This is a genomic window from Gemmatimonas sp. (assembly GCF_031426495.1).
Taxonomy (GTDB): domain Bacteria; phylum Gemmatimonadota; class Gemmatimonadetes; order Gemmatimonadales; family Gemmatimonadaceae; genus Gemmatimonas.
In genome coordinates this window covers 233923-259373 of record NZ_JANPLK010000059.1, presented here as the reverse complement: position 1 = coordinate 259373, position 25451 = coordinate 233923, and the positions used below count along the sequence as shown (strand labels likewise).

The following is a 25451-nucleotide window of genomic DNA, read 5'->3' as shown; positions in this document are numbered from 1 at the left end:
ACCGGCGTCCAACTCGTGAACCCCCAGCTCCCGAGGCGATGGACGACATCGACCGACTGTTCCGCGACTATCACCAGCCGATCGTGCGCTACCTCGCGCGACGACTGGGCGATCGTGATCTCGCCGACGAACTCGCGCAGGAGACCTTTCTCCGCGCCATGCGGCATTTGCCGCTCACGAATGAACGCTCGTGGCTCTTTTCCGTGGCCACGAACCTGGTCCGCGACGAAGGGCGGCGTGACGTACGACGCCGTCGCCATCTCGAAGCATTGCGGGCCGACGAATCGCAGACGCTGACGATCGAGCACGAATCGATCACGCGCGAGCAGCAGCAGGATCAGCTGCGCGAGCAGGCGTTCGCACGATCGGCCATCGATGCCCTCGGCGAGAAAGACCGCGCGGCGTTGCTGCTGCGCGAAGAAGGACTCGACTATCACGAAATTGCCGCCACGCTTGGCCTGTCGGTGGGATCCGTGGGCACGACGCTCTCGCGCGCCCGACGCCGCCTGGTGGACATCTACGAGTCGCTCGTTCGCGAGCGCGACGCACAGGGAGGAGTCGATGTCGCATAACGAGAGGACGGACAGCGGACTGACGCCCGACGGTGGATCGTCACACGACACACTGGCGATCGTCTGGACCGACGCGGGACACCCCGACGAAGGATCGCTGCAGACGTGGGCGGACGATGCGTTCGACGTGGCGATTGCCGCGCAGGTACAGGCGCATGTGGATGGCTGCGCGGTGTGCCAGGGCGACGTCGCGACGCTGCGCGGATACACGGCGGCAGCGTCACGCATTCTGGGTGCGCTCGACGACGCACCGATTGGTGTGGTGTCGCCGGCGGATACCGCGAAGGTAGCAGCCGCGATCGTGGCGCGGGCTGATGTACGCACGCGCGCAGAACAGAGGGCCGCGCAGGCGTGGTTCACGCGGCCGGCGTTTCGGGTGGCGGCGGTGTTGGCGTTGATGGCGGGCGGTACGACGTGGGTGATGTCGCGGGCGCCCGTGGTGGAGCCTGCCCCTGAGTCTACCGGCGCGCCGACAGTGGCGGAGTCGATGGTGGTGGCCGCGGCACCGGCGGCAGCGGCAGCCTCTCCCGTGCCTACGGCCCCTGTGGCCGCGACACTCGCGGCATCGTCACCCGCGGCCAAAGCACAGGCGGCGCCACCGCAGGCCGACGTGGCTGCGAAGCGCGAGAGCGTGGCATCAGCGGAGAAGGCGGCCGAGGTGGTCGTGGCGCCGGAGCCGTTGGTGGGTGGTCGCAGCATGGCGGCGATGGCATCCTCGATGACGTCAGCCGTGGCGCCGGTTCCCGGGATCGTGACGGTTCGCGGCATCGTTCGCGACGGGAGCACACAACGTCCGATCGAGGGTGTGCAAATTCAGGCGAGCGTCGTCGCGAGTACCGTACCAGCTCGCACCACCACGACCTCGCTCAGCGGTGCGTATTCGCTGCAGATCGCCGGCGTCACGCCGAGCAGCTCGATTCGGGTCATGTATCGTCGGATAGGCTACAACGCGGCGACCGTCATCCGCGCGGTATCGGGCGATACGATCGCGATGGACCAGATGATGTCGACGGCGGTGATGGCGCTGAACCAAGTCGTCGTCTCGGAGCAGGATGCGCGTCGCGAGAAGCGTGCGACGGCTCGGCAGAACGTCATGGCGGCCGCCGCCAGCGCGCCCGCCGTGCAGGACTTCAGCGGACGTGGCGTCGCCGGCGGCATCGCACGCGGCGTGGCTGCTCCCGTGTCACCGTCGACCGTCCGTCCGCGTGACTACCCGCGGCGCGACGGCGGTGGCAATCGCGAACAGTACGACAAGATCGACGACAATCCGTTCCTCGCGGTGTCGGTGCATCCACGTTCCACATTCTCCGTCGACGTCGATCGCGCCTCATATAGCAACGTGCGCCGCTTCATTTCACAGGGGCAGACGCCGCCGCCCGACGCGGTACGGATCGAGGAGCTGATCAACTACTTCCCGTACGATCTGCCGTCGCCGCGCGGTGACGCACCGGTATCGATCACCACCGAGACGATGGCCGCACCGTGGCAACCGAAGCATCGCCTCGTGCGCGTCGCCCTCCAGGCGCGTCGCATCGAGACGGCCGCGCTGCCGCCCAGCAACCTGGTGTTCCTGATCGACGTGTCGGGCTCTATGAACCAGTGGAACAAGCTGCCGTTGGTGAAGTCGTCGCTGCGCTTGTTGGTGGATCAGCTGCGACCGCAGGATTACGTGGCGCTGGTGGTGTACGCCGGCGCGGCCGGACTCGTGCTCCCGAGTACCAGCGGCGAAGAGAAGGCGACGATTTCCGCCGCGATTGATCGACTCGAAGCTGGTGGTTCCACCGCCGGTGGCGCCGGCATTGAACTGGCCTATCGCACGGCCCGCGAACACTTCAAGCCCAACGGCAACAACCGCGTGATCTTGGCCACCGACGGTGACTTCAACGTGGGCGTCAGCAGCGATGGCGACATGGAGCGTCTGATCGAAAGCAAGCGGACCGAGGGCACGTACCTCACCATACTCGGCTTCGGTCAGGGCAACTACCAGGACGCGAAAATGGAGAAGCTCGCCAAGCGCGGTAACGGCAACTACGCGTACGTGGACGACATCGCCGAAGCACGCAAGGTATTGGTGAAAGAGATGGGCGCCACGCTGGTCACTGTCGCGAACGACGTGAAGCTGCAGGTGGAATTCAATCCGGCGGCGGTCAGTGCATATCGCTTGATCGGCTACGAGGACCGCGTGCTCGCCACGGAAGATTTCACCGACGACAAGAAGGACGCCGGCGACATGGGCGCGGGACACTCGGTCACCGCACTCTTCGAAGTGGTGCCGACCGGCGTGACCGGCACCATAACCCTGCGTGAACAGGATTCGCTGCGATACCAAGTGCCCGCCACCGAGGCACCACGCAGCAACGCGGCGAAGAACGAACTGATGTTTGTCCGCATGCGCTACAAGACACCGGGCGAGAACACCAGCAAGCAAGTCACGCAGCCCGTGATCGATGGCCGCAATGGCAGTGCCTCCAACGACTTCCGCTTCGCCGCATCAGTGGCCGCGTTCGGCATGGTGCTGCGCAACTCCGAGCACAAAGGCACGGCGACCCTGCGCTCGTCCCTCGACATGGCGACAGCGGCGCGCGGAGAAGACGACGGCGGCTATCGCTCCGAGTTTGTGGAGATGCTTGGGCGGCTTTTGAACAGCGAACGGCGCTAAGAGTGAAGAGCGCTAAAAGTCAGGGGCGCGAAGAGTCAACGGCGCCAAGAATCAGAAGCGCAGAGGGGCGCATCAACAGCGCGGGGGCCGCCAGCGTAGTCTGGGTGTCCCCGCGCTGCTCGCCGTTCCGCAGTTCCCGCCGTTGATTCTTAGCGCCGTTGATTCTTCGCGCCGTTGACTTTTAGCGCAGTTGATTCTTAGCGCCCCTAGCCGTTCACCGCGCCCCTAGCCGTTCACCGCCCCCCATGCGCCTCGCCTCCCTTCTTGTTCTCATCGCCGCCGCGACCTCGCTGCAGGCACAGTCCCCCGTCCGCACCGCCGACCCTGCGGCGCGTGGCATTGCCCTCAGCGAGTTCCCCCGCTTGGTAAAGCTGAGCGACAAAGTGTACGGCTACGAGGAGATCCGTCAGCCGGGTTTCACTACCGTCAGCCTCATCGTCATCGGGCGCAACGGCGTACTCGTCGCCGATGGGCAAGGCAGTGTGCAGGCTACGCAGACCATGCTCGACAAGGTCAAGACGATCTCACCGCTGCCGGTGAAGTGGTACGTGGTCGGCTCTGACCACGGCGACCATACGGCTGGCAACAGCGCACTGCCGAAGGACATTCAGTTCGTCGTGCACGCCAACTCGCTCGCGCAACTCAAGAAGGATTCGGCTGCGGCCGCTGCGGCCAACCGACCGGCGGTGGTGATGCCGACGACGGCTATGACGAGCGACAACCAAGCCATCGACCTCGGTGGCATCAGCGTGCGCGTGCGCTTTCTCGGGCGCGCACACACCGGCGGGGATCTCCTGGTCGAGGTGCCGTCGGAAAAGCTGCTGTTCATGAGCGAGGCCTACCTCAACCGCGTCTTCCCGGCCATGCGGTCGGCCTACGGCGCGGAGTGGGTGCGCACGATCGACAACGCCCTCGCGCTCAAGAACGTGGACCGGTTCATTCCCGGTCACGGCTTCATCGAAGAGGCGAAGGTGTCGCGCGAAGAACTGGTGGCCTTTCGCGAGTCGCTCGTGGCGGTGATCGCCGAAGTGAAGCGGCTCAAGGCGGCGGGGCTTACGATCGACCAAGCCATCGCGCAGGCGAACTGGGGACCGTATGCAAAATGGTTCCTGGCCGAACAGCAAAGCCCCATCGCCATCCGTCGCCTGTGGACGGAGCTCGATGGGGCCTCGAAGTAACCACATACCACATTAGCGAATCGCGACGCGTTCCTTTCGCAACACACGACTCACCAAGCCGGCAAACCCGCCCGCCTGCAGCGCGGGGAGCACGAGCGTAGCGACCAGCACCGCCCATCCGGGCAGTGCGAAGTTACGTCCGATCGTCGAAGCGAACTCCGTGAGCGCCGCGCCACGCTCGGCCGCTACCACGAGCAACACGGCCGCCGCGATGGCCGCCGACAGTGCACCGGCGCGAATCGCGCCGCCTTGCCGAAACATCACGCCCGTCAGCGCACCCGCCACTGCCGCGCCCCACGCGCCCAGGAATCGCTGCGCCACAAACTGCAGCAACACGGCGCTGATAAAGTTCATCCACATAGTCAGCGACCCGGCTAGCGAGTGAGCGTGAGCACGGCGCGTGTATCCAACGCCGCAAGGTCCTTCGCGCTACGCGGAGTGCGCACGCTGTCGAGCTGTCCGTTGGCCCACATCGCATAGCGATCGAGATAACGCGTGCTGGCAGGATTGCCGCTCTGTCCGCCTGGATACACGGCGCGAATGCGCGGTTCCTTGTCCATCTCGACCACCATGCGCCAACTCGCACCGAAGTTGGCGCGCTTCGAGCCCACCGACGGATTGAGTGTGCCGCGCCCGCCGTCGATCGGCATCTCCGGCGCCGCGAAGCCCGGTAGTCGCAGCAGGTGATTCGGCTTGGCCGGCGCCACGCGTCCCCAGGTCCACGGCGTGGTTGCCGGGTCGCCGTACTCCGCAACCAGCGTGTCGTACGCCGCGCGGAGCGCCTTGGCCAGAATCACGTTGCGATCCTCGCGCACGTTGGTGGTGCGACGATCATCCCACCATCCGTTCGCCGAATCAGCAATCAACTGCAGCAGCCGCGACTCACTCGGTGTCACCGCGCGCGTGTCCGACTTGGCCGGAATGAACTCGTCGTATAACAGCGCGGTAGTCTGCGCGATCGCCGTCTCGAACAACCGCGCGCCGGTGTTGTCGCGTGTGTACTGGCGATTCCACGAGGCCAACAACGACTCGGCCGACTTGAGCGACGCCGAGTTGTCGCCCGCCGCGATACGCGCCTGCGCCGCCGAGACAAGCGCCGAAACGAGCAAGTCGGCACGCACACTACCGGGGTTCGTATGAAAGCTGCGCATCTCGTCAGCCGTGACTGTGCTGTCGGCACGAAGCAAGCGGTTGATCTGCAACGCGCGCCAGATTTCAAAGTTCGGATCGGGGCCGAGATACAGCGCATCCTGCTGCGGGTCGATCGGCTGCTGATTGGCCGACGCCAGATAGCCCTGCGCCGGATTCCGCCCCTGCGGATAGCGCGCCACCGGCCAGTCGCCGATCCAGTCGTTTCTCGCCAACCGACCGTCGCGCACCTCGGTGCCGCGTCCACTATCGGCGCGCACGGGATAGCGGCCGGTGGAGCGGATCATGATCGTACCCGACGTGTCGGCCGTGATGAAGTTCTGCGCCGGCGCGTGATAGTATTGCGCCATCGAATCCAGGAACGCTGGCGCGGTCGTGGCGTGAAAGGCCGCGAAGTATCCCTGGAGTTCCTTGCCCGACTCGAGCACCGTCCACCGCATCGACAGCCACTCGCGCCCCTGCCGCTGCATCGGGCCGCGATGCGTGTAATAGATCGTGTCCACGTCGATCACGCGGCCGGCTTTGTCGCGATACGACTCGATGCGCGTGTCGGTGAACGTTGTCATCACGCCATCAAGTTCGTACGCCGTGGGCGCGGCGTCGTTGTTCACCTTCTCGCGCCAGAAGTCCATCACGTCGGCGCCGGTGTTGGTGGCGCTCCATGCCACGGCACGCGAGTAGCCAATCGGCACGCCGGGCAAGCCGGGAATCGAGACACCGCCGATTTCAAAGCTCCCGGGCACCACGATGTGCACCTCGTACCAGATGCTCGGCAACGTGAGCTCGAGGTGCGGATCGCCAGCCAGCAGCGCGTGTCCGTTGGCCGAGCGTGACGGTGCAACCGCCCAGTTGTTGCTGGCGAAGGCACGGGCCTGTTCAACCGTGGGATCGATGTCCTTGAGCCATGACAACGGTGACATGCCCGGTGCGTTTGCGTTTGCACTCGCATTCGTGCGTAACGACGCCACCATGCGCGCCGCCAGACTGTCGGGCGCTCCTGGTGCCGGAATCGCCGACAGGGCCACGCGCGCGGCGCTGCGATTCATCGGCTGAATCGGCTCCTGCACCGCCGAATTCTCTTCCATCAGCGCATTCGCCGCCGCGTTGCCGACGAGGGCGCGCGCTTCCAGCAGTTCGAGTTCACCCGGCCCTCGAGCGAGCGTGTAGCCCATACGATTGAGCACATGCACCGAGTGCAACGGCACCCATTCGCGCGGTGCACGATTGAGCAGCTTGTACTCCACCGGCCACTGCGCCGGTGATAGCGAGGTGCGATACGCGTTCACGCCTTCCGCGTACGCGAGTAGCAGCTTCCCGCTGGGCGTGCGCTCACCGATGTCGCGCCACTTCCGTTCGGCCGAACGCGGCATGCCGAGCCGTCGCGTTTCCTGATCGGCCGGCAAGGCGACCTCACCCACCAACTCGGTGAGTGTGCCTTCGCCGGCGCGTGACTGAATCTCGAGCTGGAACAGCCGGTCGCGCGCCGTGACGTAGCCAAGCGCGCGCATGGCGTCGGCATCGGTGGTCGCGAAGATGTGCGGCACGCTGCGCGAGTCGTAGCGCACGTCGACCGTGCCATCGAGCGAGGGAATGCGGCTCGTGGCCTCGGCGGGCAGATCGTCTACGGCATTGGCCCAGAGGCCGACGGCCGGCGAGAGCAGACCGCCCAGCGGCGGCAGCGGACCGGCGCCGGCCACGCCGACGTAGGTAGTACCAATGCCAACGGCGGCACAGAGCGCCGCCGTTATCAACCGTCCCCTAGTCATGCTCACTTCGGTACTCCGTTTGCGGCGGATAGTGCGGACCAGAGCAGTGCGGCGAGTGCACCGCCGGCCAGCGGCCCGACAACGGGGATCCAGGCGTATCCCCAATCGTTGCCACCCTTGCCGGCGATCGGCAGGATGGCGTGAGCGAGGCGCGGACCGAGGTCTCGCGCTGGATTGATGGCGTAGCCGGTAGGACCGCCAAGCGAGAGGCCAAGACCCCACACCAACGCGCCGACGAGCGCCGGTCCGAGGTTGGTGGCGGGCGAAGCACCCGACGCGCCGGCGGTGCCAATCGCACTGGCCACCAGCACCAAGACCATCGTGCCGATGATCTCGCTGATCAGATTCGGCACGGCGCTGCGAATAGCGGGCGCCGTACAGAAGCAAGCGAGAATGGCCCCCTGATCACGCGTTTCGCGCCAGTGCGGCAGATAGTGCAACCACACCAACGTCGCGCCGACGATCGCCCCCGCCATCTGCGCGGCCACGTGGGCGAGCGCGTCAGGCACGGTGCGAGTGCCTGTCACCACATTGGCCAGCGTTCCGGCGGGGTTGAGCTCACCTGGCGCCCCGAGCCCCACGGCCACCAACACGCCGCACAGCACGGCGAAGGCCCAGCCGGCGGTGATCACCATCCACCCCGCGCCGTTCGCCTTCGACTTCTCCAACAACACACCGGCCACCACACCATTTCCGAGCAGAATCAGTACGAGCGTTCCGACGAACTCGCCGAGTGCGGTGGACGGCATGTGCGCTTAGTTCGGCTGACGCGCAGCGGCAAACGGGAAGGCGCCGAGTCCCTCGGCTTCCATGGTGCCGGTCATCTTGTCCTTCTCGCTCATCACGCCGGTGCCACGGATTTTGATCTGCTGGCCACCCATGTCGAGGGCAAAGCCGAAGAAGATCGAATCGCCCTTGACCACGCCGTCAAAATTGGCGGTGCCGATTTGCGACTCGGTGGTGCCCGACACCGAATCACCCTTCTGCGTGACGGTCATGAGCGACTGCATCGACTGTCCCTGCGCGTCGATGGCGACGTTCCACTTGCCACTGAAATCGGCGAACATGCGCTGCGCGGCGGCGACGGTCACGGAGAGCGCGAGTGCGGCCGAAACGACGGCCATACGGATCTTGGTCATGATGAGAGCTCTGGAAAGGTGGGGGAGGACGCTCAACGGCGGTCAACCGGGGTCCACGCCGTAAAAGGTATCACCAATACGGCGGTTTGCGAGCGGGGGTGTCACGCGTCAACTTGCCCGTGCACGTCCCGCCCACGGCCTCATACCCCATAGTTCGTATGCCTACTCCAGCCTTCTGGCGTCGCTGGCACCGATGGATCGGCGCGCCGGCGGCGCTCTTCCTGGTCTTCGCGTCGGTGACCGGCGTCATCGTCGCCGGGACCGAGTTCTTTGGTGAAGACGAGGCCCTCCGCGAGGCGAATCGCAACCTGGTGAGCGCGGTGCACACCGACTCCCCTCCCGACGCCTGGATGGGGGCGATCAACACCGCCATGGCCAGCGCCGCCACGGAGGCGCCCGGGGCGCCGATCGACAAGATCGCGATTGAGCTGAAGGGGAAGGCGCCCGTCATCACGATGTATCTGGGCACGAATACTGGCGGCGAAGACCGCCGTCTGCTGTTCGATGCGCGGACCGGGAAATTCACGCATAGCGAGGGCTACGCCGACAAGGCGTTCATCAATCGCGTGCATAGCGGCGAAGTGTTCGGCGACGGCGGGCTGGTGGCGTCGATGCTCTGGGGCATCGCCTTGCTGGCGCTGACCGTGAGCGGCTTCACCCTGTATTGGCGACTCGCGGGCGCAAACCGCCAAGGGCGCACCGGTTTGCAGCGCTGGTTCTTCTAGGGCGCCGTCGTGCGCGCGGCGAGCTGCCGGCGCACGACGGCAAGAATGTGCTCGGCTTTGGACGGTTTGGGGATGAAGTTCTCCCCCGGCACCATGGTTTCGTTGGACGGGTCAAACTCGGGATCATATCCGCTGGTGAAGACGATGGGGAGCGACGGCTTGAGCCGCCGCAACTCGGCGGCGAGCTGGGTACCGCTCACACCACCGGGCATGACCAGATCGGTGATCACGAGGTCCACTGAGAACTCGTACAGGTTCCAGTGGTCGAGGACCTCGCGACCGCTGGACGCGGCGCGGACTTGATACCCGTCGCGTTCCAAGACGCGCTGCATCAGTCGACTGACCGTGGGTTCGTCTTCAACGACCAATACCGTGGCCGTCACCGCGTGCTCTCCCGAGTCGGACGTCGCGACATAAGTCGATGTGTTTTCGTCGGGGAGCGCGTCGGCCACGATCGGGAGCCAGACTTCGACCGTGGTGCCGACCCCCACCGTCGACGACACGCGCAGGCGTCCGTGATGCTGCTGCGCAATACCGTAGGCCGTGGCGAGCCCGAGGCCCGTGCCCTGTCCCGGTGGCTTGGTGGTAAAGAATGGCTCGAAGACGCGCGGCATGTGCTCGGGCGAGATACCGGAACCGGTATCCTGCACGAACAGGACCGCGTACGGACCAGCCGTGAGCTCGCCGGCGTCGGCGTTGTCGATGGTGCGGCGCTCCGTACGGATCACGATCAGGCCGCCCTCGGCGAGCGCGTCACGCGCATTCAGCACGAGATTGAGCAGCACTTGTTCGATCATGCCACCGTCGACCAACACCACGAGCGCGTCGGGAGCGGTGTCCACCGTGAGCTTGTGCGTGGTCGGCACGACCCGTCGTAGCAGGCGCACGTGCGCGCGCACGAGGAGATTCAAGTCGTGCAGACTCGATTGCATGGCCTGCTGTCGACTGAACACGAGCAGTTGCCGCGTGAGTCGCACAGCGCGTTGCGCGGACGTTTCGACGTCGCGCAGCAGCTCGTGTGCTTCGCGTGGCATCGCCCTGAGCAAGCGGAGTTCATCGAGCTGCATCAACACGGCAGCGAGCACGTTGTTGAAGTCGTGCGCCACGCCGCCGGCCAACTGACCGATCGCTTCCATCTTCTGACTTTGACGCAAGCGCTGTTCGCTCGTCGAGAGCGCTTCCAGCATATGCGCGTTCGACTCGGCCGTCTCGCGTTGTTCGCGTAGCGCGGTGGCGAGCACGAGGCCGATGAGCGCCTGGACGCCGATGTATACCTGTAAAATCACGAGCGCGTCGCCGCCGGTTTCGCCGCCGAGGGAGAGCGACTCTCCAGTCAACAGCAGGCGAATGCCGACGCTGGCGATACCGATCTGACTCCACAGCGCGCCAAGCTGACCGAAGCTGAGCGTCGCCCACAAAACGAGCAGCGAGAGCATGTACGGATGCGCCTGCAGCACGCCCATGAGGGCGTCGCCGCGGAAAGCCATGAGCGATCCCAAGACTATCAGCAGGCTTAGTACGAACGCATCGCGCCACCAGCGAAATGCACGTCGATGTGCAGTGCGCGACTCATGGCGCGCCAGGAGCAGCAGCGTGAGTGGCGTCACGATCACATAGGCCAGCATGTCGCCGATCCACCACACGGTGGCACTCTTCAGAAACGCCTCACCGCCAGCCGCCTGAGCAATGAAGGCGGCGGGTACGCTGCCGATTGTCGTGGCGACTGCGGTGGCCGACAGCAACACCGCCACGTCGCGCAGACGGGCGAACGTGAGCGGCAGTGGAGTGAGCCGCCGCAGCATCCAGTCGGCGATCCACAGTTCTGAGAGCGTGACGCAGGTATAGCCGATCGTCCGCAACGAGGCGTATCCCTGCAGCGCATTGGAGAGCGTGTCGAGGACGATCACGCCAACGAACACGAGTCGACGGTGCGAGGGCGGCAGCCAGATGAGCGCGGCAAGGGCGACGGCGATCGGCGGCCACGCGGGTGCCAATGGCCCGCCGTATCGTATGAGCTGCAGCGACAGTACATGCGTCGCAAAAAACGCTATCGCGAGTCGGATAGCGGGCGACGACGACATCGGTTCAGGCACCAGCCAGCGCGGCCGCATCCGGATTGGTCAGATGGAAACGTCTTGGCCCGGCCTGCGTCGGAGGGCAACGGCGATCAATGTACCGCCCACGAGTGCGACCGCGTAACCATATGGCAGAAAGGCCGCGGCGAGTCCGCAGACGACGGCGAAGGCCAGCCAGGCCGGCGTCTCGCGCAGATCGCGCACGAGCATCAGCACGGTGATGGCCTCGACGAGCAGCAGCGTGCCCAGAATCGGACCGGGGAACAGACGCTGAAACGCGGCCGGTTCGCCGACGAGCAGTAGCCCCGAGAGCACGAGGAAGGCGCCGTAGATGATGCCACTGGCACCGGTGCGGGCCCCGAAGGCGTAGTGCCCGGCGATCCCGCCGGAGCCGTGGCAGACGGGAATGCCGCCAAGGGGCGCGGCCACGAGGTTCATGATCGCGTAGGTGGTGCCAATGCGCTTGACCGTGAGCGGTTCACGGTCGGGGAAGAGATCGGCGACGACCTGTTTGGTGGCGAGTACCGAGTTGCCGAGCGACAGGGCGAGCTGGGGGAGCGCGAGCAGGAGCGAGGCCTGGGCGAACTCCATGGGCGTAGGCCAGCGTGCGGGGAGCGTGGGCAGGCGGAACCCGAGTGGCAACGGCGCACCGGCGGGCCACGTGAGCGCGGCGACGACGAGGCCGAGGGCAAGCACCACGAGGGCGGCGGGGACGCGATGACTCTCGCGCAGCCAGAGGACGATCACGAGAGCGACCGCCGCGAGTAGCCAACCACGAGGGCCATCGGCCGGGATGAAGCGGGTAAGGGCGAGTAGGGCGAGTTGTAACCCAAGTCCGACCTGAATGCCGCGCACGACGGGCTTGGGGACCGTGCGGGCGATCCACCCGAGGGCGCCGGATCGGGCGAGGACGAGCATGACGACGCCGACGATGAGGCCGCCGGCGGCCAGGAGCGGAGGGGCCAGCTTGCCAGCGATAGCGATGGCCGCCATGGCCTTGAGCGGCTGGACCGGCATAGGGAGCCTATAGGCGAGGCCGGAGGCAATCTGCAGCGCGCCGAAGATCACGAAGGCCGTGGTGGCGTCCATCCCAGTGGCAACGACAATGCCGACGAGCAGCGGGAGGTCGGTCCCGAGGTCGCCGAAGGCACCGGCGAACTCGGCGCGGGTGAAGCGGAGGGGGTGGGGGGCGGGGGGTAGCATTTCGTGAAAGGCGGCCGCAGAGCTGCTCTGAAAAATCGCATCAGATGTCAGTCGTTGTGCGTGCTGAAGCTAACACGCGCACTCCGCGGCCGATGGACTCCATGCACCACCTACGCCATCACAACGAGCGCCGGCGACCGACGATCAACAAGCATCCCGTTTCATGTGGGGACGTTGAGTCATCTGAAAGTACGCCACGACCCGCAGCCCACGCCAATGGTCGGGCAAGTAGCTTGATGGGTCTCGGAATCGCACGTCGCATACCCAACTGCCGCTGAATTTCGATCGGACGGAGTTTGGCTCCGTTGAGGCGATAGAGAAGACCGCCCGTGCCATTGGTCCAACGCTCCCAACGCCGTACCTGACTCGATGTGAGATATCCCCGGACAGACGCGAGATCAAAACCGGCTTCGAGAAGTAAGTTGCGCCAGTCTTCGACGGAGGGGTAACGGAGATGGAGAAGTCGGCGATCGGTTTCGGCAAGATACTCGGCTCGACTGATACTTCGCAGCTTGCTCGGCCCGCGTAATAGCGCGTGTAGTCCGGGCGATGGCACGGTCGCGTAGAACAATGCTCCTGGCTTCATCACTCGTCCGACTTCCGCAAGGCACGCTGGCAGGTCGACGATGTGTTCTAGAACACTGTTTGCAAATGCAAAGTCGAACGATGCCTCTGCTTCGGGAATCCGATCGGCCCCACTGGTGTGAACGGCCGAGTAGAACCCTTCGGCAGTAGCAAGTGCGGTCTCAGCCGGATCGACATCGACGCCGACCAGCGACCAGCCCGTCCGATCGGCAGAAACACGGGCGCTCGACCCCTCCAAAGTCGCACCGGCAAGCTCAGCGAGCAGTCGAGTCAGCACACCGTCGCCACAGCCAACGTCGAGCCCACGTCCACGATGCGGTAAGGCATCCGCGAGGATCGGGATCTCGATGGCACGCCAGAGATTCGTTGCGGGTTGAAACGGCGCGTCAGCCATGAATTTTCGCAAGAGCTGACGAGCGCGATCAGCTCGAGCCTCACTCGACATTGCGTGTGTACCCTGCGCGAGAGTTGCCCGGGAATTCTTCATCGGACTCTGAGTTACGATAGTGGGCGCTTCGTGACCGGAAAGTCGAGTTTGAACACGACCTCGGTGACGAAGATAGCCACTTTTAACAACCGTTGGCAAAAGCTAAGACGTTGTGTTCAATTCGCCTGGGACCGGCTACAGACCTCCTTCCGAATATCACTCTCGTTGGCGATGCTCGTTCAACGAGGAAAGCGGCTTTTGACAACGTCTCATGAGCAGGACACCAATCGCGTGAAAATCGGATTCGTCTACGACGCGGTCTATCCGTGGAGCAAGGGTGGAGGTGAGAAGACGCTCTACGAGCTCGCATGCTCCCTGCGCGATCGCGGCCACGACTGTCACCTCTTCGGAATGCATGTGTGGGAGGGACCCGCGAACATCACACGCGATGGCCTACATTACCACGCCATTTGCAAGAACTTGCCGCTCTATGGACCAACCGGACGACGAACCATCTTGCAGCCGCTGAAGTTAGCATGGGGCCTGCTGAACAATCTGCGGCGATACCAACCCGAAACATTTGATCTATTCGACGTCCACGCATTTCCGTTCCTCTCCGTCCCGGCATTTCAGCTCGCGCGACTATCTCGATTCCACCACGTTCCATGGCTTCTCACTTGGCTCGAGGTCTGGGGACGGAGCTACTGGCGGCGTTACATGGGCGTGAGAGGTAACCTCGGTGCCCTCGTGGAGCGTTGGTGTGCTAAAACTGCGCCGCATCACCTGTGCATCTCACCGACGACCGGACGACGACTCCGCGAACTGCTCGATGGACGGGAATCCAGCGTCACCGTTATTCCTCGCGGCTTTCGATCGCCGGAGCCCGATGCATTCGCACGCCACGCCAAGCCTCGCAATCCGCACAAAGTGGTTATCGCAGGGCGATTGATCGACTACAAGCATGTCGATGTCGCTATCCGGGCCTGGCCTGCTGTGCGTCTCTCGGTACCAGCGGCGCAACTTCACGTCATCGGCGACGGCCCTGACGCAGAAATGCTGATGATGCTGACGAAGGCGCTTGGTGTGCACGGCGAAGCTGGCGGTGTCTTTTTTCGCGGTCAACTCGGCGACCGTGCGGAAGTGCTAGCTGAAATCGCATCAGCCGCGCTGGTGCTTCAGCCCTCAGAGCGAGAAGGCCAGAGCACGGTGGTCCTCGAAGCGCTGACATTAGGCACACCCGTACTCGCTGCCACGGGACCCGAAACAGCCGTCGGCGACTTCCTCGGCAGCGGACCGTTAGCATACATGGCGAGGCTTGAGGCTACCGCCGGACCGGTCGAGTGGGCGGAGAGAATCGTAGCTCTGCTACTGGATGAAGACTCGCGAACGACGTTGGCGGCGATCGGTACGCGCGAAGTTGCCTCACTGGGCTGGGATCAGGACATCGCTCCTCGCGTCGAGCGACTCTACGCGTCTCTATTAACGAAATCAGGGCGACGCTAACGCGAGCCGCGACGCGCCGGTTGTATCGGCTCGAGTCCGAGAATGACCAATTCTTTAACACTGATGCGTCGGACCCGCGGGACGACTGGAAGCGGCTTGCTCGTTCGCATTGAATCTGCCGCGTACGTACCGTAAACAAGAATCGGGCGCGAAAGTGCAGGATCATTTCGCACCAAGTCACGTCCGTACCAGATCGAGTCATTGGGCACGATAACGACGTCAGCATCTTGCGCACGGAGCCAACGAGCAGCATCTGCAAACGACGCCGTCGCGTTCCGCAGCAAGGTCGCACGAACAGGAACCTGCACAAATATTGTCACACCGATTGACGCAAGCGCGAGCCTACGTGCGCGCGAGCTTCCCAGCGCCCTTTCGAAAGTGGGCCAGGCAGTCGCGCAAATCAGCGCGATGTTGCCGAGCGCCTGATGTCCATACCGCCATCCCCAACCGTGCCCTTGGGTTACTAGCCGAAAAAACACATAGAATACGAGACTGATGAGCAGTCCGCCCAAGAGATCTTGCTCTAGCGGTCTGAGTGTCCCTACTCGCCTTAGGCAAACCGCCAATGAAAGCGCCGCAAGCGGCGTCTGCCATGTCGCGAGTAGCACCAAATGCATCAGCGCGACGTGCCAAGAGATCAGTTGCGGCGCTGCTAGCGCTGAAATCAGTCCGCCTGTTGCCGCAGCGAAGCCAACATACTCGTGCCAGGCGAGCGAAAGGTAGAGCGCGGCGCCATAACAGAGGCCCATCCATGCAGCGAGCCGCCATTGGCGATCACGAAGCAATCGAATGCCGAACGGTGCCGCAAAAAGCAGATGTGGCACAGGCTGGTGCAGCAGAATGCCGACCATGCCGATCGGACCAGCGAGGTACGCCACCGGTCCTCCTCGAACCCAGACGTACAGCCAACACAAATTGACGGCGAGATGCGCCGTCATGGCGTATGGCGTTCCGGCCACGACGAGAAACTGTGTGGACAGCGCTAGTGCGCCTATCGCGACCAGCTGGCGCACTCCCTCATTCGGCCAAAGTCTTCTTGCTATTCCACTGATCGCAGCAACACATAAGATCGCGAGCAGAACGCCAGTCATCCAACCAACACCTGCTCGCTCGAACGGGGCGCGAATGAGAGCGTTGCCCGGGAGATACAACGAGACCCACGCCGAGTCCGCGGGTCGCGCATTGACGAATACCGGCGTGATGGCCTCCGCATGTTCTCGCCATTCCGCCGGTATGCTCACAGATAGGCGTCCGGCCGCGAACAGACGTGCCTGAAAGACCGCCCCAAGCTCGTCCATCGAGAAGGGGTAGTCGTGTAGTACCACTAAGGCGATGACGGTGACGAGTGTTGCGACCGACAGCGCAATGCATCCAACCAGAACCGGCGAAGCATCCGAAACGTCTAACCGAATATTTGGCGTCTGCGGCGTCGCGGCGAGATACCACTGCGTCAGTGCGGCGAAGACGCCAAGCAGACCAATGGGAACCGGCTCCCCAAAATAGAAGAGTCGGTAGAACATCTGGACCGATGATGAATCCGGCTCGGGAGCGCGAGCTAGGAATAGCAACACTATATAGCACGCTCCTAAGAGCGTCAGCATCATCAGTCTTCTTAGAGCCCATCGAAGATCTTCGGATGCTGGAGTATGGGCCGCGATCAATGGCTCACCCGCGTTTGTAGATTGACCTTTCGTCACTGTCCATCACGAACGAGTCGATACGGAAGTTCTGAGGAATTCTCGTCACGCTAAGAACGTTCCGAAGGGTGCCAGACTCGCAGTCATCTATCAGAATATAGTAGCTCACGGGATTGCGAGACTCGAGCGTTCACTCTTTCAGACGCGTCGACGTTCGACCTTCGTCATTCACGTCAGCGATGAGGCGATAGAGCTCAGCAGCGAATAGCTGAATATGCCTCAATGCTACCCCAACTCTGTCCCATTGAGCTCGGGTACAACGGTCGAGACACCATCGGACGAAATGTCGATGCCTGGGCAAGGTGCGGGTCGGTCACTCTTGGGAGTATGGCGACGAACGGTGGATCCGACTGAGCGCATATACTCGCGATCACACGATCACCAAGGCTGGTTTGGAGCACCGCAATCGTCTCGGCACCAGTCTGCCCTAAGGGCAAGAGTCCGGCCTTCCGTAGTCGTGCAGTACGCGATGCCCACATGATCGCCAACTCCCGGTCGAACACACTCGGTATCCCCTGCACGATCGTGCCCCACCCCGGCGCGCCGGCGAACGCCCACGGCTCCAAGTCGGCGTAGGGCCACAGCACCGTGCTTCCGCGCGCGACCCGTATCGGCGCCGGAGCGCCCCGCGCGCGCGCGTCCAACTCCCGCTCGACGTACCGCTGATACGTCGAGCGCGCATCGAGCACCGAGACGGCAATCAGCGCCAGGGCCACGACGGCGGCGACGGTCGGCAATCTCCGCGCCCAGTGTGTAGGAGACGGGGGTGGCTGCCGTAGCCCGCGAGCCAATAGCAGCAGCACGACGAGCGCCGGTATTCCGCTCGCGATGACGTAGTACCACGCCCACCGCATCGACCTGTCCGGCGAGCTCCACGCCGTCTGACTCGTGACCCACGCTTGCACGGCCACCACTGCAACGATGAGCACCATGGCGACGCCGCCGACTACGGTTGCGCCGTTATGAGGAAGCGAGAAGCCCGGGCGTACACGCGGCAGCGCCCAGAGCGAGGCGGCAAGTAGCGTGAAGGTGAGGGCCGTCGAATTGATCTCGACCATGTACCACGCGAGAAGCAAGAGCAGGGACGCCGCCCTCCGAAGATCGCGTGCCGCGGAATCGTCGTTCGCGGACGCATCGCGCCAGACGGCATGAAGCAGCACACCCTGCAAAACTGTCGCGACCGCGGCCATCACCCACAGCCCACGCCACGCCTGCCCCTGCGTCACCAACACATTGTGCGCCAGATCGCCACCGAGGAACGAGACGATCACACCCGCGGCCGAAATGATCAACACACTCGACACCAACCGCTGAGCGCTTCGACTAAGCAGCGGCATCGCCAACGCGACGGTCACCACGTGCAACAGGATTCGAATGACGTCGCCACCCCGCCAGGTGCGCAGAAACACCAGCGCATGCTTCGTGTTGATGGCGGCCATCCACTCCGCATCAAATCGTCCGAATGGCTTCCCTTGAACGTCGAGCAACAGTGTGCCGGCGATGAGCACAACCGTGCCGGTAACTCCCAACAGCACGAGCAGACGCCGTGCGCGCGGGCTCTCCGCCGTATACCACAACGCCACGCCCAACCCCGGCGCCGTCATCAAGGGGTGAAACGCCATTCCGATACCCAACGCGACGGCCACGCAGAGCATACGCCCGGCCAGCATCGCCGCGATCGCCGCCAGCACCGATGCCTCGGCGAAGGCTCTGGGTGTCGCGAAATGCTCCGCGAACCGGAACACCCCCTGCCCGCCGTAAAACGACGGCAGCGACGCCGCCAGCACGATCACGGCAATCACTTGCGCGTCGCTGAACCGCTCGTCAAGCAGTCGCCGAACCAGTGCCGCAAACGCCGCAAACCACAGCGTCAGCCCACCGTACGTCAGCGCCATCGCCGCCCGCGACGGGCCGACCCACTCGGCCAGGCTCCGCATCAGCAGCGGATACACCGAGAATTTCGACTGACCGTCGTTCACGAACACGATGTCGCGACCGATCCCCTCCGGATCGATCGCCGCCATGGCGTAGCCCACATACAGGCGGGCGTCATGGATGATGCCTTGATACGGCCGAAAGAGCAGAAACACCAGGAACGCCCCCACCAGCAGCACCGCACTGCTTGGGGCGTAGCCGAGCATTCGGCGGCTGTCTGAGGGCGGTGCAGGTCTCTTCATGCTGAGGCGTTAGATTAACGCCCGTTACGCTCGGAAGCACGCTGTATTCTGCCCCGCCCCGCCCCATGCCCCCTTCCACAATTGTTATTGGTGCCGGTCCCGCCGGTCTGTCGGCGGCCTATCACCTCAGCAAGCTCGGATTTCCGGTCACGGTGCTGGAGAGTGACCCGCAATACGTGGGCGGCATTTCGCGTACGGTGCATTTCAAGGGCTTCCATTTCGACATCGGTGGACACCGCTTCTTCTCGAAGTCGGAGCGCATCGAGGCCTTGTGGCGGGAGATTCTCCCGAATGACTTCCTCGAGCGGCCCCGGTCGAGCCGGATTCTCTACAACGGGCACTTCTTCGCCTATCCGCTCAAGCCGATGCAGGCCCTGTTCGACCTGGGCGTCTTCGAGTCGATCCGCTGCGTATTGTCGTATGCCTACGCGCGCCTGCGGCCCATTCGCAATCCGCGCAGCTTTGAAGAATGGGTGACCAACGAGTTCGGATCGCGGCTATACCAGATCTTCTTCAAGACCTACACCGAGAAGGTGTGGGGGATGAGCTGCACCGACATTTCCGCCGATTGGGCCGCCCAGCGCATCAAGGGCGTGTCGCTCTTCTCGGCCGTGATGTCGGCGCTGACCCCGGCCGCGCTCAAAGGCGGCACGATCAAGAGTCTGATCAGCACCTTCCGCTATCCGCGACTGGGCCCCGGTATGCTGTGGGACGCGTGCGCCAACGCGGTGCGCGAGCAGGGTGGCACGGTCACGCTGGGTCGTACCGTCGTGGACCTGCGCTACGACGAGGCCACGCAAAAGTGGACCGTGGGCCACACGGCCCCCAGCGGTGACCGACAGGAGCTCTCGGCCGACCATGTGATTTCGTCGGCGCCGCTTCGTGAGATCGCCCAGTCGCTCACTCCCGCGCCGACGGCGACGCTGACGGCGGCGGCCAAGCAGCTGGCTTATCGCGATTTCCTGACCGTGGCGCTCGTGCTGAAGGAACGTGAACGCTTCGCCGACAACTGGATTTACGTGCACGACTCCAGTGTGAAGGTGGGCCGCATTCAGAACTTCAAGTCGTGGTCGCCGGAGATGGTGCCCGACCCTTCGCTGACCTGCTACGGACTGGAATACTTCTGTTTCGAGGGCGACGGACTCTGGACATCGACCGACGCCGCACTCGTCGCGCGGGCGACCGATGAACTGGTGAGGTTGGGGCTGGCCGATCGCGATGATGTGCTGGAGGGATGCGTGGTACGTCAGCGCAAAGCCTATCCCGTGTACGACGACGCCTATGCCACGCATGTGCAGACGATTCGCGACGAACTCGCCGAGCGGTATCCCAACCTGCATCTCGTGGGCCGCAACGGCATGCACAAGTACAACAATCAGGATCACGCGATGATGACCGCGCTGCTCACGGCCGAGAACATCGTGGCTGGACATGCCTTGCACGATCCGTGGCGCGTGAATGAGGACGCCGAATACCACGAGGAAGTGGGGAGCAACTCTGGCGCGTCAGGGCTTCGTGCAGTGCCCACGCGCGTGGGAAGCGGCGGCTAATCGGGAAGGCGACGCGCGAGACGGCGAGACACTATCGGCGACCGAGCGTGAGCAGGCTGACCAGGAAACTGCCAAGCGCGATCAGCGTACCGCTCACCATGGCGGTGACCGCCGGGATCACCACGCGCAACGTGATCTGGTAGTCGAGGCCACCAAAGTTCTTGGCCTTCCACGAGAAGACGGCTTCCGCCGCGAGCCAAAGTCCCACGCCGAACACGGCGCCGCCGACAATCAGCCCACGCTCGAGCGTAAACAGCCGCTGTAGCCTCGAGGCCCGCGCCGAGTCGGGAAGAAGTCCCGCGGAAGACGCGAAGGTGCGCGCGAACCACCAGAAGTACATCGACAGCAAGCCCAGCTGAATTCCCGCCGAGGCGAAGAGCAGCGTGTGCACGTCGAGCCCGAAGCCACGGAACACCACTGGCCCCGGTAACAACCACGCAAACACCGCCGTCGACACCAGCAACAGCGTCGCCCCGGGATAGAAAAACAAGAACCGCGGACTGTACAACAACAGGAACCGCAGATGCCGCCAGCCGTCGCGCCACGTACGCAGATGCGGCGGACGACTGCGCCCATCGGGTGACAGCGTCGTCGGGACTTCCGTGACGCGCAGTTCGCTCAGCGACGCTTTCACCACCATCTCGCTGGCGTACTCCATGCCCGTCGTGCGCAGATCGAGGGCGAGGATCGCCTCGCGACGAAAGCCGCGCAGTCCGCAATGAAAATCCCGCGCCGGGCTGCCGAAGAACACCCGCCCGATCGTGGTCAGCACCGGGTTGCCGAGGTAGCGATGCAAGAACGGCATCGCGCCCGGGGCGATGCCGCCTCGAAAGCGATTCCCCATCACCAGATCGTGCCCGCCCCGCAGCTTTTCAACGAACGCATCGAGCTTCGAGAAATCGTAGCTATCGTCGGCGTCACCCATGATCACGTATCGACCGCGCGCGCCGGCAATACCGGCCTGCAACGCCGCCCCGTACCCGCGCACCGGCACATGCACCACGCGCGCGCCCTCGCGCTCGGCGATCGCCTGCGACCCGTCGGTACTGCCGTTGTCGGCGATGACCACTTCACCGACCACGCCGCTCCGCGCCAGAAATGAGCGCGCCTTGGCGATGCAGACCGCCAGCGTTTCCGCTTCGTTCAAGCACGGCATCACAATCGACAGTTCGATATCGGATTCGCTCACGATCATTCGTTCGCCACGGGAAGAGACACGGCAGCCGTCGCCGATGCGCATGAACCCACTGTGCTCTGACGATCCAACCACGCCCGCCGTACCCACAGTCGCAGGCGCGCACGCCCCGCGACGCTATCTGTCGGTACGGAGCGCCACAACGAGTCGGCGTCGAGTGCAGCTGCCGACGCGTGTTGTACCGGCAATAGCGCGATGTCACCATGCTGCCACGGTGGGCTGAGTACGGCGCCATATCGCAGTTGCTGACCCGCCTCAGCCTTCGCCACCGAGTCGGGGAAGATGGCGCGCCCGTCCACCGACCACGACACCGATGGCACCCGCCACACCAGATAGCTCCCGTCGTCGAACATCGTCGTGCCGCGGGGCACGCCACGCGTGGAATCCGCGCCCGCCGTGGCGCACTCCAGCCAGCGGACCGCCGGCGCCAGCGCCTTCGCTTCGGGATGCGGCAGCCCGTCCACACGGCCAAGCAGTTCACGCGCCTTCACCGCATGCCCGATCGGCGCGAACACGGCCACCACCCACGCGCCCACCACCGCGCGCTGCGTGGACACGAGCCTGGGCAGCGGGATACTCGCCAGCGCCAACGCCACCACCGGCATCGCCAGCAGCCACCAGAGCAACAGCCCGCGAATGGCCAATCCGAACAGTCCAAGCCCCGCCAACCATGCCATGCCCAGCCACCACCGCTCACGCTGCGGCAGCCGAGCGTAGAACGGCAGCAGCGGCAACACCAGTAGGCCGCCCGCCACGAGCTTCGTGCCCACGGCCGCCTTGATCAGAAAGCCGAACCCTGGTTCGAGCTCCATGATTGGCGACGCGGCGCCCAATAGCGCATTGGCACCGAGATTGAGCCGCAAAATGTCCAGCAGATGCAGCGCGTTCGGCGTGCAAAGCCACCCGACGACCGTGGCCACCACAAATCCCGCCACGCGACTCACCCGAAACCGCTCGGCCCCCAACAGCACCACCACCGGGACGATCGTAAGCGGAAACAACAGGTGTGAGTTCACCGCCATCGCCGCTGCCAACAACGTCATCGCGAGCCCGAGCACCGGCGACGCCGCGCTCCGCAGCCGATACGCCGCCGCCCACGCCAACGGCAGCGCGATCGCCAGCACCAGCTGCGGCCTGGTGGCCGGTTGCACCAACAGCCAAAAAATGACGTGCACCGATAGCATCAGCCGAGTGGCCCACAGCGACCACCGTGCGGCCCGCGCCAGATCCCACACAGCCACCACCGCGCCCGCTACGGCCACCGCATGCACCACCGAGACCCCGCCCAGTCCCATCGCGCGCCGTGCGGTCTCATAGGCTACCTCGGGGAGCCACGAGTAGGCGTAGAAGGGCGCCCCCATGCGCGTCCAGGCAAAGGGCTCGGTGAGCGGCAGCCGCCCGTGATCCAGGATCCAGGCGCCTGTCGCCAAGTGCATGGGCAGGTCGGCGTCGTCGAGCGGCATTAAAAGTGCCGCCACCGTCGCCACCAGCAGGCACAGCACGAGATCCCAGCCGAAATCCACCTCACGGCTGAGCTCGGCAAACCCCGAATCGGTATTACTTTGTTCTGGTGACTTCTTCATCTGTTGCCATTCGCGTGGACCACGTCCGAAAGGCCTACGCCAATCACGTCGCCGTGCGTGACGTCTCCCTGTCAGTGCCCAAGGGTACGGTGTACGGTCTACTCGGTCCCAACGGGGCCGGGAAAACGACGACTATCCGGATGATTCTCAACCTCATGGTGCCCGACTCGGGACACATCGAGGTGCTAGGGAAGCCAGCCGGCGACCCGTCCGTCTCCGATCGCGTCGGATACCTTCCGGAAGAACGCGGACTCTACCGCAAGATGGAGGTCCGTCGCGTTCTTCGCTTCCTCGGGCGGCTGAAAGGGCTGCCCACCAAGGAAGCCGACCGGCGCATCGATCTCTGGCTCGATCGCATGGGATTGCGCACCGCCACCCAGGACTGGGGTAGTGCCAAGGTCGAAGACCTCTCCCGCGGCATGCAGCAGAAGGTGCAGTTCGTGGGCACGATGCTGCACGAGCCCGAGCTGGTCATCCTCGACGAACCGTTCAGCGGTCTCGATCCGGTCAATGCCCAAGTGCTCAAGGACACGGTGCTCGATCTGCGTCGCGAAGGACGCACGGTGATCTTCAGTACGCACCTCATGGACAACGCCGAACGCATGTGCGATGCGGTGGCCATCATCGCGCGTGGCGAAGTGGTGGCCGACGGCGCCATGAGCGCGCTCAAGAAGCAGTACGGCGGACCGGGACGCGTGAGCATTGAATTCGCCGGCAACGGTCGCGATCACGCTCGCGCGGTCCTCGAGAATACGTTGCTGGTGGCGTCGTACGACGATCATGGGCAACGGGTCGAACTCGATCTCGCCGCCGGCGCGACCACGCAGCAGTTGCTGGGGCAGTTGGTGGCGCACGACGTCGAGATCGTGAAATTCGATCGCTCCGAAGCCTCGTTGCATCGGATCTTCCTGGAACGTGTGGGCGCCACCGGCGTCGAAGCGGGGCTCAGTGGCAATGGGTAAGCTCTACGCCGTCATCTCACGCGAGTTCGGCGAGCGCGTGCGCTCGCGCTGGTTCCTGCTGACCACGCTGTTCGGACCGTTTCTGTTCGCCGCGCTCACGCTTGGGCCGCCGTGGCTGGCGTTTCGCTCCGCGCGCTCGGTCGACCTCTCCGCCATGGTGATCGTCGACGCGACAGGGAAGGACGTCGGCGCCGGCATCGCCACCGAGCTGTCCGGTGGATTGATGGGCACGTCGAAGGCACCGAGGGTGCTGGCGACGTCCGACGTGACTACCGCGAAAACGCTCGACTCACTGCGCATCGAGATCGCGGCCGACCGCTTGCCCGCGGTCGCCTATCTCGATGCAACGTCGATCGAGTCGGGCGCCGTGTCGGTACTGCTGTCCAGCAGCGCGCCGATCTCGACGTCGGAACGATTGCAGAAAGCGATCGAGCGGGAAATGCTGCGGCAGCGCGTCGCAGCGGCCGGCCTCGACGCCGAATCAGCGCTCAAGCTGGCGCAGGTGCGCGTGGCTCTGAAGGTGGAGCGCGTGATGCGCGACGGCCGCACGGGATCGGCCCAGGTGAACCTGATCTTCGGCGCCGGCGTAGCCGTGCTGCTGTACATCGTGATCGTGCTGTACGGCCAGATCGTGTTGCGCAGCGTGACCGAGGAGAAGCAGTCGCGGGTGTCCGAGCTCGTGCTGGCCAGCGTGTCACCGCGCATTCTGCTCTCGGGCAAGGTGCTCGGCATCGGTGGCGTGGCGCTGGTGCAGCTCGGCTTCTGGACGACGTCGATGATCACGCTCATGGCAAACCGCGGACGCATTCTGTCCGCACTGGGCGTGGCGTCGTCGAGCATGTCCCTCCCGTCGGTGTCATGGACGGACATGATCCCGCTGTTCGCGTACTTCCTGCTGGGCTACGTACTGTATGCCGCACTCTTTGCGGCGGTCGGCAGCATCGTGAGCTCCGAACAGGAAGCGCAGCAGGCCCAGACGCCCGTGCTCATGCTGCTGGTGGGCAGCGTCGCGCTGTTACAGCCGGCGCTGGCCGACCCCGATGGCCCGATCGCCCGCACGCTCTCGCTCGTGCCGTTCTCGTCGCCGATCATCATGCCGTTGCGACTTGGGTTGGTGGCCGTGCCCGCGTCGGAACTGGTCGTCTCGATCGGCTTGCTGTCGCTGCTGGCGATCGGTGCGATGGTTGCGGCCGGCCGACTCTATCGCACGGCGCTGCTGATGTATGGCAAGCGCCCGTCGATCCGTGAGATCATCCGCTGGATCCGGCTGGACGGGTAAGAACGGCGTCGGTGGCAAATCGTCTTG

19 protein-coding genes are annotated in these 25451 nt (G+C 64.4%); 8 read left to right on the top strand and 11 right to left on the bottom strand.

Going from position 1 to position 25451, the window contains the following annotated elements; translation table 11 throughout:
- Positions 1-38 precede the first annotated feature (38 nt).
- The 3 genes from RMP10_RS15875 (at position 39) to RMP10_RS15865 (ending at position 4409) form a co-directional block, all read left to right on the top strand.
- Positions 39-572 carry a sigma-70 family RNA polymerase sigma factor gene (locus tag RMP10_RS15875; RefSeq protein WP_309673118.1) on the top strand — a complete coding sequence of 178 codons (534 nt, stop codon included), beginning with the start codon at positions 39-41 and terminating at the stop codon, positions 570-572.
- A gap of 718 nt (positions 573-1290) precedes the next feature.
- A complete protein-coding gene (locus tag RMP10_RS15870; protein WP_345785810.1) occupies positions 1291-3231 on the top strand; it encodes a von Willebrand factor type A domain-containing protein in 1941 nt (646 codons plus the stop codon).
- Between the two features lie 245 nt (positions 3232-3476).
- Positions 3477-4409, top strand: coding sequence for a hypothetical protein (locus RMP10_RS15865; protein ID WP_310571158.1), 933 nt, complete (start codon positions 3477-3479; stop codon positions 4407-4409).
- Between the two features lie 12 nt (positions 4410-4421).
- On the opposite strand, the gene RMP10_RS15860 is transcribed toward RMP10_RS15865, so the two are convergent.
- The 4 genes from RMP10_RS15860 to RMP10_RS15845 are packed head-to-tail and all read right to left on the bottom strand — an operon-like array spanning position 4422 to position 8463.
- The gene (locus RMP10_RS15860) at positions 4422-4763 is read right to left on the bottom strand and encodes a hypothetical protein (protein ID WP_309670482.1); all 342 of its coding nucleotides are present in this window, start codon (positions 4761-4763) and stop codon (positions 4422-4424) included.
- A 20-nt stretch (positions 4764-4783) separates the two neighbouring features.
- Positions 4784-7324 carry a penicillin acylase family protein gene (locus RMP10_RS15855; RefSeq protein ID WP_310571157.1) on the bottom strand — a complete coding sequence of 847 codons (2541 nt, stop codon included), beginning with the start codon at positions 7322-7324 and terminating at the stop codon, positions 4784-4786.
- Positions 7325-7326: 2 nt separating this feature from the next.
- A complete protein-coding gene (locus RMP10_RS15850) occupies positions 7327-8073 on the bottom strand; it encodes an MIP/aquaporin family protein (protein ID WP_310571156.1) in 747 nt (248 codons plus the stop codon).
- Positions 8074-8079: 6 nt separating this feature from the next.
- Positions 8080-8463: a hypothetical protein gene (locus RMP10_RS15845; RefSeq protein ID WP_310571155.1), complete on the bottom strand. Its 384-nt coding sequence runs from the start codon at positions 8461-8463 to the stop codon at positions 8080-8082.
- 158 nt (positions 8464-8621) lie between these two features.
- On the opposite strand from RMP10_RS15845, the gene RMP10_RS15840 reads away from it, so the two are divergent.
- Entirely contained in the window at positions 8622-9188 is a 567-nt protein-coding gene (locus RMP10_RS15840; protein WP_310571154.1) for a PepSY-associated TM helix domain-containing protein, read from the top strand.
- Here RMP10_RS15840 and RMP10_RS15835 read toward each other — a convergent pair.
- The 3 genes from RMP10_RS15835 to RMP10_RS15825 form a co-directional block, all read right to left on the bottom strand.
- Complete coding sequence (locus RMP10_RS15835) at positions 9185-11281, bottom strand: MASE1 domain-containing protein (RefSeq protein ID WP_310571153.1); 2097 nt, start codon at positions 11279-11281, stop codon at positions 9185-9187. The genes RMP10_RS15840 and RMP10_RS15835 overlap by 4 nt on opposite strands.
- Positions 11282-11308: 27 nt before the next feature.
- On the bottom strand, positions 11309-12466 hold the full coding sequence (locus tag RMP10_RS15830) for a putative sulfate/molybdate transporter (RefSeq protein WP_310571152.1): 1158 nt from the start codon (positions 12464-12466) through the stop codon (positions 11309-11311).
- A 118-nt stretch (positions 12467-12584) separates the two neighbouring features.
- Positions 12585-13445 carry a class I SAM-dependent methyltransferase gene (locus RMP10_RS15825; protein WP_310571151.1) on the bottom strand — a complete coding sequence of 287 codons (861 nt, stop codon included), beginning with the start codon at positions 13443-13445 and terminating at the stop codon, positions 12585-12587.
- 123 nt (positions 13446-13568) lie between these two features.
- Here RMP10_RS15825 and RMP10_RS15820 point away from each other — a divergent pair, with 123 nt between their 5' ends.
- Positions 13569-14981, top strand: a complete 1413-nt coding sequence (locus RMP10_RS15820; protein WP_310571150.1) for a glycosyltransferase — start codon at positions 13569-13571, stop codon at positions 14979-14981.
- Here RMP10_RS15820 and RMP10_RS15815 read toward each other — a convergent pair.
- Entirely contained in the window at positions 14978-16501 is a 1524-nt protein-coding gene (locus RMP10_RS15815; RefSeq protein WP_310571149.1) for a hypothetical protein, read from the bottom strand. The genes RMP10_RS15820 and RMP10_RS15815 overlap by 4 nt on opposite strands.
- A gap of 371 nt (positions 16502-16872) precedes the next feature.
- Positions 16873-18819, bottom strand: a complete 1947-nt coding sequence (locus tag RMP10_RS15810; protein WP_310571148.1) for a hypothetical protein — start codon at positions 18817-18819, stop codon at positions 16873-16875.
- A gap of 101 nt (positions 18820-18920) precedes the next feature.
- On the opposite strand from RMP10_RS15810, the gene RMP10_RS15805 reads away from it, so the two are divergent.
- Complete coding sequence (locus RMP10_RS15805; protein ID WP_310571147.1) at positions 18921-20405, top strand: NAD(P)/FAD-dependent oxidoreductase; 1485 nt, start codon at positions 18921-18923, stop codon at positions 20403-20405.
- A gap of 31 nt (positions 20406-20436) precedes the next feature.
- On the opposite strand, the gene RMP10_RS15800 is transcribed toward RMP10_RS15805, so the two are convergent.
- Both RMP10_RS15800 and RMP10_RS15795 read right to left on the bottom strand, forming a co-directional pair.
- Complete coding sequence (locus RMP10_RS15800) at positions 20437-21600, bottom strand: glycosyltransferase family 2 protein (RefSeq protein ID WP_345785802.1); 1164 nt, start codon at positions 21598-21600, stop codon at positions 20437-20439.
- A complete protein-coding gene (locus RMP10_RS15795) occupies positions 21597-23183 on the bottom strand; it encodes a hypothetical protein (RefSeq protein ID WP_310571146.1) in 1587 nt (528 codons plus the stop codon). The genes RMP10_RS15800 and RMP10_RS15795 overlap by 4 nt, the downstream gene beginning before the upstream one ends.
- Here RMP10_RS15795 and RMP10_RS15790 point away from each other — a divergent pair.
- Positions 23171-24145: an ATP-binding cassette domain-containing protein gene (locus RMP10_RS15790; protein WP_310571145.1), complete on the top strand. Its 975-nt coding sequence runs from the start codon at positions 23171-23173 to the stop codon at positions 24143-24145. The two genes, RMP10_RS15795 and RMP10_RS15790, sit on opposite strands and share 13 nt — an antisense overlap.
- Complete coding sequence (locus RMP10_RS15785) at positions 24138-25424, top strand: ABC transporter permease (protein ID WP_309668910.1); 1287 nt, start codon at positions 24138-24140, stop codon at positions 25422-25424. Before RMP10_RS15790 ends, RMP10_RS15785 begins: the two co-directional genes overlap by 8 nt.
- Positions 25425-25451: the final 27 nt, after the last annotated feature.